Source organism: Mycobacterium sp. NTMscope_Eco_3 (genome assembly GCF_976985685.1).
Window position 1 is genome coordinate 5,449,140 of sequence record NZ_CDRJYZ010000001.1, and the last position, 13,580, is coordinate 5,462,719.

Annotated in this window: 14 protein-coding genes; 11 read left to right on the forward strand and 3 right to left on the reverse strand. The window is 65.7% G+C overall.

Features of this window, described 5'->3' with window-relative positions; all coding sequences use genetic code 11:
- The first annotated feature begins 47 nt into the window (after positions 1–47).
- Positions 48–725, forward strand: a complete 678-nt coding sequence (locus AC0KTM_RS25365) for a Crp/Fnr family transcriptional regulator (protein WP_225327749.1) — start codon at positions 48–50, stop codon at positions 723–725.
- On the opposite strand, the gene AC0KTM_RS25370 is transcribed toward AC0KTM_RS25365, so the two are convergent.
- Entirely contained in the window at positions 722–1,618 is an 897-nt protein-coding gene (locus AC0KTM_RS25370) for an alpha/beta fold hydrolase (protein ID WP_472408548.1), read from the reverse strand. The genes AC0KTM_RS25365 and AC0KTM_RS25370 overlap by 4 nt on opposite strands.
- 372 nt (positions 1,619–1,990) lie before the next feature.
- Between AC0KTM_RS25370 and AC0KTM_RS25375 the strand changes: the two genes are divergently transcribed.
- From AC0KTM_RS25375 to AC0KTM_RS25390, 4 genes are read left to right on the forward strand one after another with little or no spacing between them, the layout of a single operon-like run.
- Positions 1,991–3,382, forward strand: a complete 1,392-nt coding sequence (locus tag AC0KTM_RS25375; RefSeq protein ID WP_225327750.1) for an FAD-dependent oxidoreductase — start codon at positions 1,991–1,993, stop codon at positions 3,380–3,382.
- A complete protein-coding gene (locus tag AC0KTM_RS25380) occupies positions 3,379–3,810 on the forward strand; it encodes an SgcJ/EcaC family oxidoreductase (RefSeq protein ID WP_472417000.1) in 432 nt (143 codons plus the stop codon). The genes AC0KTM_RS25375 and AC0KTM_RS25380 overlap by 4 nt, the downstream gene beginning before the upstream one ends.
- A 54-nt stretch (positions 3,811–3,864) precedes the next feature.
- Positions 3,865–4,419, forward strand: a complete 555-nt coding sequence (locus AC0KTM_RS25385; protein ID WP_225327752.1) for an arsinothricin resistance N-acetyltransferase ArsN1 family B — start codon at positions 3,865–3,867, stop codon at positions 4,417–4,419.
- Positions 4,420–4,450: 31 nt separating this feature from the next.
- On the forward strand, positions 4,451–5,407 hold the full coding sequence (locus AC0KTM_RS25390) for a dipeptidase (protein ID WP_472417002.1): 957 nt from the start codon (positions 4,451–4,453) through the stop codon (positions 5,405–5,407).
- Positions 5,408–5,428: 21 nt separating this feature from the next.
- Here the strand turns inward: AC0KTM_RS25390 and AC0KTM_RS25395 are convergent, their stop codons facing one another.
- Both AC0KTM_RS25395 and AC0KTM_RS25400 read right to left on the reverse strand, forming a co-directional pair.
- Positions 5,429–6,109: an Mce protein gene (locus tag AC0KTM_RS25395; RefSeq protein WP_255641186.1), complete on the reverse strand. Its 681-nt coding sequence runs from the start codon at positions 6,107–6,109 to the stop codon at positions 5,429–5,431.
- Entirely contained in the window at positions 6,109–6,720 is a 612-nt protein-coding gene (locus AC0KTM_RS25400; RefSeq protein WP_225327754.1) for a hypothetical protein, read from the reverse strand. The genes AC0KTM_RS25395 and AC0KTM_RS25400 overlap by 1 nt, the downstream gene beginning before the upstream one ends.
- Before the next feature lie 334 nt (positions 6,721–7,054).
- Between AC0KTM_RS25400 and AC0KTM_RS25405 the strand changes: the two genes are divergently transcribed.
- From AC0KTM_RS25405 to AC0KTM_RS25430, 6 genes are read left to right on the forward strand one after another with little or no spacing between them, the layout of a single operon-like run.
- Positions 7,055–7,924 (forward strand): MlaE family ABC transporter permease, encoded by an 870-nt coding sequence (locus AC0KTM_RS25405; RefSeq protein ID WP_225327755.1) that lies wholly within the window; start codon positions 7,055–7,057, stop codon positions 7,922–7,924.
- Between the two features lies 1 nt (position 7,925).
- Positions 7,926–8,783 carry an ABC transporter permease gene (locus tag AC0KTM_RS25410; protein WP_225327756.1) on the forward strand — a complete coding sequence of 286 codons (858 nt, stop codon included), beginning with the start codon at positions 7,926–7,928 and terminating at the stop codon, positions 8,781–8,783.
- Positions 8,784–10,352 (forward strand): MlaD family protein, encoded by a 1,569-nt coding sequence (locus AC0KTM_RS25415; protein ID WP_472417004.1) that lies wholly within the window; start codon positions 8,784–8,786, stop codon positions 10,350–10,352. It abuts the gene before it with no gap.
- Entirely contained in the window at positions 10,349–11,428 is a 1,080-nt protein-coding gene (locus AC0KTM_RS25420; RefSeq protein ID WP_238955413.1) for an MCE family protein, read from the forward strand. Before AC0KTM_RS25415 ends, AC0KTM_RS25420 begins: the two co-directional genes overlap by 4 nt.
- Positions 11,421–12,467: an MCE family protein gene (locus tag AC0KTM_RS25425; protein WP_238955415.1), complete on the forward strand. Its 1,047-nt coding sequence runs from the start codon at positions 11,421–11,423 to the stop codon at positions 12,465–12,467. Before AC0KTM_RS25420 ends, AC0KTM_RS25425 begins: the two co-directional genes overlap by 8 nt.
- Positions 12,464–13,579 (forward strand): MCE family protein, encoded by a 1,116-nt coding sequence (locus tag AC0KTM_RS25430; protein WP_238955417.1) that lies wholly within the window; start codon positions 12,464–12,466, stop codon positions 13,577–13,579. Before AC0KTM_RS25425 ends, AC0KTM_RS25430 begins: the two co-directional genes overlap by 4 nt.
- Position 13,580 lies beyond the last annotated feature (1 nt).

Genomic DNA, 13,580 nt, shown 5'->3' on the forward strand with positions numbered 1-13,580 from the left:
CGCCTAGTGCGCGCAAACGCCGTGCGGAACGCGTTGAAAGGGGCGGCGTGGACGACATTTTGGCGCGAGCCGGCATCTTCCAGGGAATTGCACCCGATGCGGTCGCCGCGTTGGCTCGCCATCTGCAGCACGTCTCCTTCCCTCGCAGGCGCACCGTCTTCGTCGAAGGCGAGGCGGGCGACGACCTCTTTGTGATCCTGGCGGGCTCGGTGAAGATCCGCCACCAGACGGCAGACGGCCGTGAAACCGTGTTCGCGGTGCTGGGCCCCGGTGACGTGTTCGGTGAGCTCGCGCTCTTCGATCCGGGCCCGCGCACCTCGACGGTGATCACGCTGACCGAGGTGGAAACCGTCAGGATGGACCGCCAGGCCCTGCGAACATGGATGGCCGAACGACCCGAAATCGCGGAGCAGCTGCTACGGGTGCTGGCGCGCCGACTCCGGCACACCAACAACACCCTGTGCGACTTGATCTTCACCGACGTGCCCGCCCGGGTGGCCAAGCAAATCCTCGATCTGGCAATGCGATTCGGCACCGACAATGGGGGACCGGTGCGCGTCGAGCATCACCTCACCCAGAAGGAGCTCGCTCAACTCGTCGGTTCCTCACGCGAAACGGTCAACAAGGCGCTCTCGGACTTCACCCAGCGCGGCTGGATCCGGCAGCAGGGTAGGGCCCTGATCATCGACCAGCCCGCGAAGCTGGCCCGCCGCGCACGGGCTTAGGTGATCGACCAGAATTCCAGGAGCGTGCGCAGCGTCGCGACCAGTGGAAGCGGTTGGTCGAGCATCGGATGATGACCGGCTTCGGCCAACTCGACAAAGGGGCCCCTCAGCTGCAGGAGAGAGCGGATCCGTTCGGCCATCGCGGGCGGAACCAATCCGGCCTCGCAACGCAAATAGCCTACGCGGCAACGCATTGCGGCGAGCATGCTCTCCAACGATTCCTCGTCGGCGGGCGTCGGCTCGAGATACTCACCGCCGTAAATCGCCGGATCGAACTTCCACACCCAGCCCGCGTTGGTCTTGCGCACCGACTCGGCCGCGATGTGCTGACGGACGTAGGGGAGGATCAACTCCTGCGACGGCACCGCCGTAAAACGGGCCAGGATCTCGTCTCTGGTCCGGTATTCGGTGTGTTTGTGCCGTCGTAGCCGCCCTTCCTCCGGCGCACGCTCCCACAACGGCGAGTCGATCACCAGCATGCTGTTGATCTGCCGGCTGTAGTGCATTGCCGCCGTGGACGCTACCCAACCGCCCATGCTGTGGCCGACGATGGTCGGCCGCCCGGCGGGGCCGGCGGAGGATGCGGCCGCCATCACCTCGCTTGCCCAGATCCGCAGGTCATAGCCGGCTCGTGACCCGCTGTCGCCATGCCCGGACAGATCCAGCGCGATCACCCGGTGGGTACGGGAAATGAACGGCGCGATGTGATCCCACCAACCGGAGTGCGCACCGCCGCCGTGGATCAGCACCACCGGAGGTTGGTCCGCGGCACCCCAAAGACGTAGGTGGATGCGGCAGCCGTCGACCTCCACCTCGCCCTGCTCGGGCCGTTGATCGAGTGCGGCAGTGAACCACGCCGGCGTGACGGGTATCTGGCGCGAACGGGAAAACAGTTTGACCCTCCCTATTCGCGATGCAGGTCAGCCACGCCGACGCCCCACTTTAACTGCAGCGGAACAATTCCGGAAGGATGCGCTATCGACCTCCGCGGCCCCTTGGGCGGCGTCGCGTCACCGAGATGGCCGCCGCCAATGCCCGCCGCGACCCAAATCCTCTGCATAGATCCAACTTCCACCGAGTTGAGGAGCTCGCCGCTGCCCCCGACGGGGCTCCGATCTCCAGGGATCCCGCCCCGCCGGCCGCGCCGAACAACCACCATTATCAATTCCTTAATATTCTTACCATAACCTTATATTTGCGGTATGCTGCTGCGTCATGGGTCACAACACAAACCGTGTGGGCTCGACTGACCAAGGGCGTTCGCCGTGAATGCTTCGCGCCAACACGCCATTGTGCTGGGCGCCGGGATCGCGGGTCTGCTTGCCGCGCGCGTGCTTTCGGACTTCTACGACTCGGTCAGCGTCATCGAGCGCGACAAGGCCCCCGGCCATCCCGTTCACCGGAAGGGCGTGCCGCAGGGCCGTCACGTGCATATGTTTCTCAGCCGCGGCACGCAAGTGCTTGCCGAACTCTTTCCCGGCCTGATCGACGAGTTGGGCGCGGCCGGCGCCACTGTCATCAACGACGGCGACCTGTCGCGGTTCTACGTGCGCACGGGCCGCTACGAGCTCCAACGCTCGGGCACGTTGACCGATCCCACGGCGGTCACGTTGTGCCTGGCCAGCCGGCCGTTCGTGGAGTTTCATGTGCATCGGCGCGTCGCGGCACTGTCCAACGTGACTCTTCTCGACGGCCACGACGTCATCGAGCCGCTTGCCGCCGGGGAGGCGGTCACCGGTGCGCGAATCCTGCACCGCGACAACGGCGCGGCCATCGATGTGCCCGCGGATCTGGTCGTCGATGCCATGGGCCGCTCCGCCCGCACGCCGGCCCTTCTGGAACTCCTGGGTTACGGGCGCCCACCCGAGACGCGGTCCACCGCCATGCTGGGCTACTCCAGCCAACTGCTGAGCATGCCGACGGGATGCCTCGACAAGCAGATGGTCGTGTTCAACCTCGGCGGCGGCGGTAAGCCCGGTGGTCTGCTGCTGGCCTGCGAGAACGACACCTGGATGTTCGCGGTCGGCCGCACGATCGACACCGGCGGGGCGCCACCCGATTTCGCCACCATGCTCGCGCTGGCCGATCGCGCCTTGCCCCCGGAAATCATCGACGGGCTACGCCGCGCGCAGCCGCTCGCGGACATCGCCACCTTCCGTAACCCCGCGGCGGTATGGCGGCGCTACGACCAGATGCCGAGATTCCCCCGCGGCCTGCTCGTCATCGGCGATGCGCTGTGCAGCCCCAATCCCGTGTACGGCCAAGGCATGACGATGGCGGCGCAGCAAGCGCTGGCACTGCGAGACTGTCTGCGCGGCGGCGACGCCGACTTGGCCCAGCGCTTCTTCCACATGACGGCACGCGACATCGGCCCGACATGGGCGATGAACCAGGCCAACGATCGCGTCCCATCTCCCACCCTCAAGCCTTCCCTGAGTCGGCGGCTGCGCGGCCAGTTGGTCGGTGCCATGCTGAACGCCGCCGGTGATGACACCGCGGTAACCGAAAGCCTGCTGCGGGTCACCCATCTCGTCGATCCGCCGGCGCGACTCCAGGATCCCACGTTGCTGCTGCGCGTCCTTCGAGCCACCTTGCGGCGACGGTTCCACCGTGCGCAGCAGCCGCGTCGGCACCAACGTTTACGGGAGGCGTTGTGACGAGCGGCGACCGGCGAGCCGACGAGGACGCCACCCGCGGGTTGATCGCTCAGCAGGTAAACGGTTGGGCGGCGGGCGATCCCGACGCCTATGCCGGTGTCTTCACCCACGATGCGGACTACGTCACGTTTCTGGGCAGCCACCACACGGGGCGCGAAGCGATCGCGGCAGCGTACCTCCCGCTGTTCCGCAAGCTCCTCAAGGGAACCCGCCTACGGATAGACATCACCCAGGTCCGGTTTCTCACACCGGACGTGGCGCTGCTTCACGCGGACGCCGCGGTGGTACGGCGCCGACGCAATCGGCGCAAAAGTCGCGTGAACACCAGCGTCGCCGTGCGGGCTGATGGGCGCTGGTTACTTGTTGCCTCGCAAAACACCACCCGTCGCCGGTTCGCCGAAACCCTCATATCCACATTATTTTCCTGAAGGCCGACACCACCGTCGCTGTACGGCTAGCCTTCTGTGGTCGTGAAGGTTCGCATGGCCACGCCCGAGGACGCGGGTGCCGTCGCTGAAATCTATCTACCGTACGTGCGGGACACGGCGGTGTCCTTCGAGACGGCTCCCCCCGGCGTCCAGGAGGTGCGGTCGAGGATGACCCGCACGCTTGCGACATTGCCCTGGCTGGTCGTCGCCGATAGCCAAGGCGTCAAGGGATACGCCTATGCGAGCCCGCACCGGGCGCGCGACGCCTACCGTTGGTGCGTCGATGTGTCGCTGTACCTCGACGCGTCCATTCACGGCCGCGGTCATGGCCGCCGAATCTACGCGGGACTGCTGAATCTGCTCGTCGCACAAGGGTATGTCAATGCCTATGCGGGCATCACGCTTCCCAATGCCGCCAGCGTCGGGCTGCACGAGGCTTTGGGTTTCACCCCCGTCGGTACCTTTCGGGGCGTGGGCTTCAAGCAGGAAAGGTGGTGGGATGTCGGCTGGTGGCATCGTCGGTTGGCCGACCCGCCCGGGTCCCCGCGGGAACCGATGCCCTGGGCCGAGCTCGCCGACCAAGCCGTCGAGGCCGCGCTCGAGGGGTAAACCATAAGGGTCTAAGGAGAGTTCACCACCCATGACCACGCTGCTCTGGGACCAGCACACGTGTCTGCCGCTCAACACCGACACCGAGATCGGTCCGTTGACGCGTTACCAATACGCCGGTCGCACCGTGCTTTCGGTCAACGCGGGATACTCCCCGCACAGCTTCAGCGACGCCGTGGCGCTCCTGCACCACTATCGCGCCGGGATCGCCGCCCACCCCGACCTGGAACTGGTGGCCACCGTCGGCGAGGTAGACGCGGCGACCCGGGCCGGGCGCATCGCGGTGGTTTTCGACCTGGAAGACTCAGGCCCACTCGATGACGATCTGGAAAATGTGCGCACCCTGGCGAACCTGGGGGTACGCACCCTGCTGCCGACCTACAACAACGCCAACCGGGCCGGCAGCGGCTGCCTCGACCGCACCGATGGCGGCCTCACCGATTGGGGCCGTGCGGTCATCGCCGAACTGAACGCAGCCGGCATCGTTCCCGACGGATCCCACTGCAGCGCACGCACCGGTCTCGACATGTGCGAGGTATCCGCCGGGCCGGTCATTTACAGCCACTCGTGCATGCGCGCGCTGTGGGAGCATCCCCGCAACATCACCGACGACCAGGCGCGGGCCTGCGCGCAGACGGGCGGCGTCATCGGCATCACCGGCGTCGGCATCTTCCTCGGACCCAACACGCCCACGCTGGACGCGATGACACGGCACCTCGAATACGCCGTCGACCTCGTCGGCGTCGAGCACGTCGGCGTCAGCACCGACTTCTGTTTCGACGCCGCCGATGTCGTCGATGAGCTGCGGCGCAATCCCCACCTGTTCGACGACAGCTACACGCGCTGGGGCCCGATCCGATGGATGCCGCCGGAAACGTTCGTGACGCTCGGCGAGCACCTGCGGGCCAGGGGATGGAACGGCCGCGACATCCACGCGGTGCTCGGTGGAAACTTCTATCGGGTGGCCGAGGAAACCTGGCGCGCCTGAACAACCCGTCGGCGCACCGGTTCAGGGAAGCTCCACCTTGCTGGCCAGCCAGCGGCCGTCCACCTTTTCCATGGTCATCTTCACCCTGCTGCGGTCCAACTGGGGAACCGGCGCCGCCCCGTTGCTCACCGACTGATCGACGAACAGCACGACGTCCACCTTGTCCTCGGTCGCCGACTGGACCGCCGCATCGACGACGCTGCCGTGCGCCGCCGCCTTGTTGTCGATGAGCGTTTGGCGCAGCTGGGCGCTGGATTTCGTGTACATGTCCTTGAACTCGCCGGTCGAGCCGTCGAGAACCTCGGTGAAGTTCTTATCGATCGCGTTGGTGTCCACGCTGGTGAGCGCCAGGATATATTTCTTGGCCGCAGACAGCGCTTGGGTCGCAGCGACATCCTTCTGGTGATGCTGGAACAGCAGCCAGCCCTCGTATCCGGCCCCGGCGAGCGCTACGGCCAGAATCACGGCGGCGGCCCGGCGAGCGACATTGACCCGCAGGCCCTTTCGCCGGCGCGGCGGCTGGTCGCCTTCCGCATCGACACGACCCTCGTCATGGTCCGTGTCGGGTGAGGTGTCGGCCGGCGGACTCATGTCGCCTTCCCCAACTTCCGAGACTTCTGTGCCTTCTGCGGCGATACGGAAGCGGCTCACCAACCACGTCCGTGGGTTGCCGACTGTTCGTAGCGATGGGCGGTAGTTCATCAGTTACATGCGCCGGAGTCACGTAGCGCGTTCGCCCAGCCGGTGGCCGAGACGATGTTCGCGTGGGTGACGCCCGACGGTTCCTTTCTCTTGATGCTGTCGCTGATCCGTGACAACTGAAATGCCAAGTGGGTCATGGATTCCCCGCCGTATATCGGCGAATAGGGGCCGAAGTTGTCGGGTTCGTTGGTGATGATCAGTGGCTTTACCCGCGGGCCCAGAAAGGCCGTCGACCGGTCGATGTTGGTGACAACGGCGTTGGCGTTCTGCTGCACACCACCGGCCGTGTAGTCGTCGTGCTGATCACCGAGGTATCGGTTGAAGTCGTTGATCTGGCCCATCAATGGGTCGAATTGGGACTTGAACCATTGGCAGGAGTCGGACATTCCGCCGATCATCTCGGGTGTCACCCGAGAGGCGAAGGTGTTGTACGGCCAGATGTCGAAGTTCGGTGACCAATCGCTGGGTGCCGGCGTGAACGCGGGCAACGGTGGGGGAGGCTGACCCGGATCGGCGTAGGCGGTGCCGGACAGCGCGAGGGCGGTAGCGAGCAGCGCCGGCCCGGCGGCCGAAATGCCGCCGCCCGCCCGTCGCAACCTCGTCAGGATCATCCGCGCCTTCCCCAGGAAAACGATAACTCGCGATCACCCCAGACTGAACCAACCATTTAGTAGACAAATGGCTATTAACATCAGCAGTCCGGAACGCGATCTTCCCGCGATGTCAGCGGCGCGTCAAGAGGCGGCTAGCAGGGAAATACGCGAAATGACCATGGGTCATACCCGGCTCGGTGGCTCAAATTAGGCGCTGAATTTGCAGACAGTGCAAAGTGAGATCTTCCGCATAACCTGAGCAGCGGTTAACATAGCGGCCCGTGGGGGCACACCAAAGGTTCACCGATGAACACACATACCGGCGAGTCGTCGCGCTGAGGCGCATCCGGCGATGACCATCCAGGACGACCGCTCGCTCAACGACGACCGAGCACCCGAGGGTGTGGCCACCATCCAGGAGTGGTCCGCGGGCTACGTCGTGCGGCACCCCCTCGCTTCGCTCACCACCCTCGGCGAGCAGTACATCCTCGCGGTACGCACGGTCGAGTACTGCGTGGTCGACCTGTTCACCGGGCGCTTCCAATGGGCGGAGTTCGTGCGCCAGGGCGCATTCATGGCGGCGACCGCCGTGCTGCCCACCGTCCTGGTGGCGCTGCCGATCGGGGTGACGCTATCCATCCAGTTCGCCCTGTTGGCCAACCAGGTCGGTGCGACCTCCCTCGCCGGCGCCGCCAGTGGGCTCGCCGTGATCCGACAGGCCGCCTCATTGGTGGCCGCGGTGCTGATGGCTTCGGCCGTCGGGTCCGCCATCACCGCGGATCTCGGGTCTCGGACCATGCGCGAAGAGACCGACGCGATGGAGGTCATGGGGGTCTCGGTGATCCGCCGTCTGGTCGTACCCCGCTTCGCCGCGGCCATCATGGTCGGCGTCGCCCTGACCGGAATCACGTGCTTCGTCGGGTTTTTGGCCAGCTATCTGTTCAATGTCTACTTCCAGCGGGGCGCGCCGGGAAGTTTCGTGGCGACGTTCTCGTCGTTCGCCACCACGGAGGACATGATCGTGGCGCTGCTCAAGGCCGTGATCTACGGAGCCATTGTCGCGGTAATCGCCTGCCAGAAAGGTCTTTTCACCAAGGGCGGCCCGGCGGGCGTGGCCAACTCGGTGAACGCGGCGGTGGTGGAATCGATTTTGGTGCTGATGGTCGTCAACGTCGGAATCAGCCAGTTGTACAACATGCTGTTTCCCAGGACGGGGCTGTGAAATGACGGCCTCCGCATACGTTCCCGGACTCGCACGACCGTTCATCGGCGCGTACCGGGTCGCGGCCGGGCCCACCATGCGGCTGGGGCACATGCTGGTCTTCTTCGTGCGTGCCGTGCTCGCGGTGCCCAGCGTGCTGCGGCAATACCGTACGGAATTCCTGCGGTTGCTGTCGAACATCGCTTGGGGCAACGGCTCGATCGTGGTGGGCGGCGGCACCGCCGGCGTCGCGGTGGTGCTCGGTTTTACCGCGGGCGCACTGGTGGCCGTGGAGGGATACAACTTTCTCAACCTACTGGGACTCGGCCCCGCCACCGGGATCATCTCGTCACTGGTCAACACCCGCGAACTGGCGCCCATCATGGCCTCCCTGGCCTTCGCGATGCAGGCGGGCTGCCGATTCACCGCGCAGCTCGGCGCCATGCGCATCGCCGAGGAGATCGACGCGCTGGAATCCCTGGCGATACGCCCGATTCCGTTTTTGGTCACGACGAGGCTCATGGCCTCCGTCATCGCCGTCATCCCGCTCTACATCGCCTGCCTCGCGGTCACCTACCTCACGTGCCAGGTGGTCGCCAACATCATCAGTGGCGGATCCATCGGACCGTACCTGCACTACTTCACCATGATGCTCAGCGCCAAAGACATCGCGTACTCGGTGCTCAAGTGCGTTGTCTTCGTGTGGCTTTCATCCACCGTGCAGTGCTACTACGGGTTTTACGCCGCGGGCGGCCCCGAGGGCGTGGGTGTAGCGGCCGGGCATGCCATGCGGGCGAGCATCACCGTCGTGATCATGGTCAACATGTTGCTCACGATGGCGCTGTGGAGCATCGACGCCGGCGCGAGATTCGGTGGCTGAATGGCGAATTCGCTAGATTTCGACGGGCGGGGTCCCACCGACCAGCAGCTGGTGGCCCTCGGGGCGGCGGTGCTGCTGATCGCGGGACTGATCACGGGAAGCCTGCTGTTGAAGTCCACCGGACGGCTCAACGACTACATTCGCGTGGTCGCCGAGCTGACGAACGTGGGTGACGGGCTGCCGGCCCGGTCCGATGTCAAATATCACGGGCTACTCGTCGGCGCCGTCGACAATGTCGTCCCGGCGGCCTACGGCAAGCCGAATTACGTGCACATCAACCTCAAACCCGAATACGCGAAGGACATCCCGAGCGCGGTGACCGCGCGCGTGGTACCCAGCAACGTGTTCGCGGTCTCGTCGGTGCAACTCGTCGACGGCGGCCCCAGCCCGAGCATCCGCAGCGGGACGCGCATCCCCGAAGACCTCCAGCTGTCGACGGTGATCTTCCAGACCACGATCAGCAAGCTGCGTGACATCCTGGCGGCGACCGGCCGGGGCCGCGAAGACCACAGCGTCGGAATCCTGGCCGCGGTCGCGGCCGCCACCAATAACCGGCGCGGCACATTGCTCACCGCCGGCGCGCAGATGACCCGGGTGCTCGACGAACTCAACGCGATCGTGACCACCGACCCCGGCCCCTCCACGGTCTCCGCGCTGCTGGACGCCACCCGCGGCCTGCAGGCCACGGCGCCCGACCTCGTCGACGTCCTGCACGACGCGGTCAAACCGATGCAGACCCTGGTCGAAAAACGCGAGCAGTTCCGGTCGCTGGTGACCGGCTCGCACCACACCTTCGGCGTGAATCGCCAAGCGTTCGACAACCACACCGACCAGCTGATCGAAATGAGTCAGAACCTCACGCCCGCGCTCGGGGTCTTCGCGTTGAACAGCGACAAATTCGTGCCCATCTTCACCAGGCTGAATCGGCTGTCCGACAAGTTCTTTGAAGAGGTCTGGGATCCCGAACTCGATACCGGCAACATGCGGGTCAATCTGGCGCTGACGCCGACCTACACCTATACCCGCGCCGATTGCCCGCGCTACGGCCAGCTGCTGGGACCGAGTTGCTTCACGGCCCCGACGATCGCGGTGCGCCCGGACCTGCCCGAGGTGTTGCTGCCGCAGAACTACCATGCGCCCGCGGATCTGGCGCCGCCCCCGGGCACGCAGATCGGACCCGACGGCAACCTCACCGCGGTCGGCCCGCCGCTGTTCAACCCCAATCCCAGCCTGGAAGACCCCAACCCGCCGTTGCCGTGGTGGCCGTGGCAGGTCGGTCCGACACCCCGAGTCCCGGGGACCGCCGACCCCGACGATGCGCCGCCACCGCCGGCGCCGGGACCGCCGCCCCCGAGTCCGGCCCTGCCTGGTGCGGCCGCGCCATCGGCCTACGGCGGCAACGTCGGCCCCGTGGGCAGCCAACACGAACGCGACCAGCTCGGCATGATCACCGGCCAAGGCCGTCCGGCGTCGGTGGCGACCCAGCTGCTGCTGGGCCCGGTGGCGCGCGGCGCCACGGTCTCCCTCAAGCCACAGCAACCGCGGCCCGCGGCGGGCGAACCGAAATGAAGGTACGCAAACCGCTGATCGGGCTGTCGCTGTTCATGGCGATCGCCATCGCGGTGACGTGGATGGTGTACGCCACCCTGCGCCGCGACGTGGCCGGGCCGACCACGCCGTACGCGGCGATGTTCACCGACGTGTACGGATTGCGCATCGGCGACGACGTCCGCATGGCCGGCGTGCGGGTGGGCCGCGTCGAAAACATCGAATTGGCCGGGAAACTGGCGAAGGTCTCGTTCATCGTCGAGAACGAGCAGCGCCTGTACGGCAACACCGTCGCGTCGGTGACCTACCAGAACATCATCGGACAGCGCTATCTGGGGCTGTCGCTGGGTGAAACCGGCAGCAGGGGAACGCTTTCGGCGGGCAGCGTGATACCGGTGCAGCAGACCGACCCCTCCTTCGACGTCGGCAAACTGCTCAACGGTTTCGAGCCCCTGTTCACCCTGCTCAACCCTAAAGACGCCGATGACCTGACCAAGGGGGTCCTGCAGTCGTTGCAGGGCGATCAGGCGTCCATTCCGCTCCTGGTGCAGCAGACGTCGACGATCACCCGGACCCTGTCTGCGCGCGATCAGTCGTTGGGCGACCTCATCAGCAACCTCACCAAAGTCACCGACACCGTCGCGCGCCAGAACGACGACCTCGACCACGCGCTCGATCAAACCCGCTCCGCGGTGGCCAATTTCGATGACCGCCGCCCGGCGTTGCAGGACTCGGTGGGTTCGATCGCCCGGGTGACCCGCCGCCTCGCGGCGATCGCCGACGACGTCGACCCGTCGTTGAACCAACTGATCACCCGGGAGCCGGGGTTCAGCAAGCACCTGGTGGGTATCGAGCCGCAGCTGGCGTTCACCGGTGACAACCTGCCCCTGTTGCTCAAGGGTTTCGCGCGGGCCCTCAGCGAGGGTTCCTACGGCAACGCCTACGCGTGTGACCTGAATGCGACGGGCTTCTTCCCCGGACTCAACGACATCACCACGTTCATCGTCAACGCGGCCACCCCCGGGAACGCGTATCCGATCACCACGAAGAACATGGGGTGGCACACCCCGCGATGCAGGAACATGGCCAATGGCTGACGCACTGAAAACCCGATGGCTGCAGCGGCGCCCGCTTGAGTCGTACAACAGGACCTGGCTCGGCCTGGCCGGGCTCGCGGTGGTCGCGGTTCTTGTCGCGGTGTCGCTCGGAATCAAGCTGCTCGGCGTCGGCTACACCCACTACACCGCCGAATTCCTGCAGGCCGCCACGCTGCGGCCCGGAAACCCGATCACGATCGCCGGCATCGAGGTCGGGCACGTCACCAGCATGAAACTCGACGGCGACCACGTCGAAGCCGGCTTGAGCGTGCGTGACAACGTCCCGCTCGGCAGGGACACCCGGGCGGTCATCAAGGTGATGACCATCCTCGGGTCGCGCTATCTGGAGCTGGTGCCCGACGGCCCGGGTTCGCTCCCGGCCAAGACCATCACGCTGTCCCACACCGCGGTGCCCTACGACCTGCAGTCGCTGCTCGAAGACGCCACCACCACCTTCGAGCAGGTCGATTCCGACCAGTTCGCGCAGTCGCTGGCGGTGCTGGGCAAGCAGCTCGCCGGGGTGCCGCCGCTGGTTCCGCAGGCCGTCGCGAATCTGCAGACCTTGTCGACGATCACCGCCGACCGGCGGGGACAGCTCGGCACGCTGATGAAAAGCACTCAGCGAGTGGTCAATACGCTGCGGCGTCAGCAGACCAACATCGGACATCTGATGGATCAAGGTCAGGACCTGCTCGGCCACCTGGTGGCCCGCCAGGCCACCTTCCACGCCATGTTCACGGCGCTGACCGAGCTCGTCGATCAACTCGACAAGATCGTCGTCACCAACCGGCCCATGCTGGACGAATTGTTCGCCAACCTGCACGACCTGACGAACATGATCGGCCAGCACGACGACCTGGTGCGCAATCTGCTGCAGGTTGCCCCGGTGGCGTTGCGGGGCTTGACCAACGCCACCGGCTACGGGCCGGTCGTCGAGTTCAACCTGCCCAACGGGCTCGCCATCGATTCGTGGATGTGCGCCATCAGCGGCCGCGCGAAGGAATTCAAGATGATCCAGTACTTCAAGGACTGCAAATGATTTCCGGTAGGCGCAAGCTCATCGCCGTCGCTGCCGTGGTAGCGGTGGGGGCCGCCGTCGCCATCGGCGTGGTCGGGCACTATGTCAAGTCACGCCTCGACACGATGACGGTGATCGCTCAATTCGACAGCGCCGCCGGCCTTTACGAAGGCAACGTGGTCGCGGTGCTCGGCATGCCGGTGGGAAAGGTCAGCAGGGTCACGTCCAAAGGCAGCTACGTCGAGGCCGAGCTGACCGTGGACAAGAAGGTCAAAATCCCCGCCGCGGCCCGCGCGGTCACCATCACCACCTCGATACTCACCGACCGGCAGGTCGAACTGACCCCGCCGTACCGGAGCGGCCCGGTGCTCAAGAACCACGACACCATCGGACTGACCAGGACGAAGACCCCCGTGGCGTTCGACCGCGTGCTCGACATGCTCGACAAAGTCTCCAAATCGCTCAAGGGCGACGGGAAGGGCGGCGGCCCGGTCGCCGATCTGAGCGACGCGGCGGTCGCCATGACCGATGGGAACGGCAAGAAGATCTTGGCCGCACTCGACGAGCTTTCCAAGGCGTTGCGGCTCAGCTCCGAGCGAGGCGGCACCACCCGCGAGCAATTGACCACGATCGTCACCGACCTCAGCTCGATCACCGAGGCCGCCGCGCGCAACGACACCAAGGTGCGCCAGTTCGGTTCCACCACACGCCAGCTCAGCCAGATCCTGGCCGACGAGAAGTTCGGCACCGGAGCCACCGGGCGCACCATCAACCGTATCCTCGAAGTAGTCACCACGCTGATCGAGAACAATCGCGACAATCTCAAGCAGGCGGTCCGCAACGGCGACACCGTCGCCAAGACGGTCGTCGAGGATCAGCGCGTCGTGGCGGAGATGCTTGACGTCCTCCCGCTGACGCTGGAAAACCTGTACAACACCGTCGATCGAAACAACGGCGCGATCCGTGTGCACGGCCTGCTCGACAAGGCACTCACGGACAGCCAATCGGCCAAGGAGCTGTGCAACCTGATGCACCTCCGTCAATTGGGTTGCAGTACAGGGACACTGCAGGATTACGGGCCCGACTTCGGCCTGACGTACATCCTCGACGGCCTCTCGGCGATGGGGCAGTAGC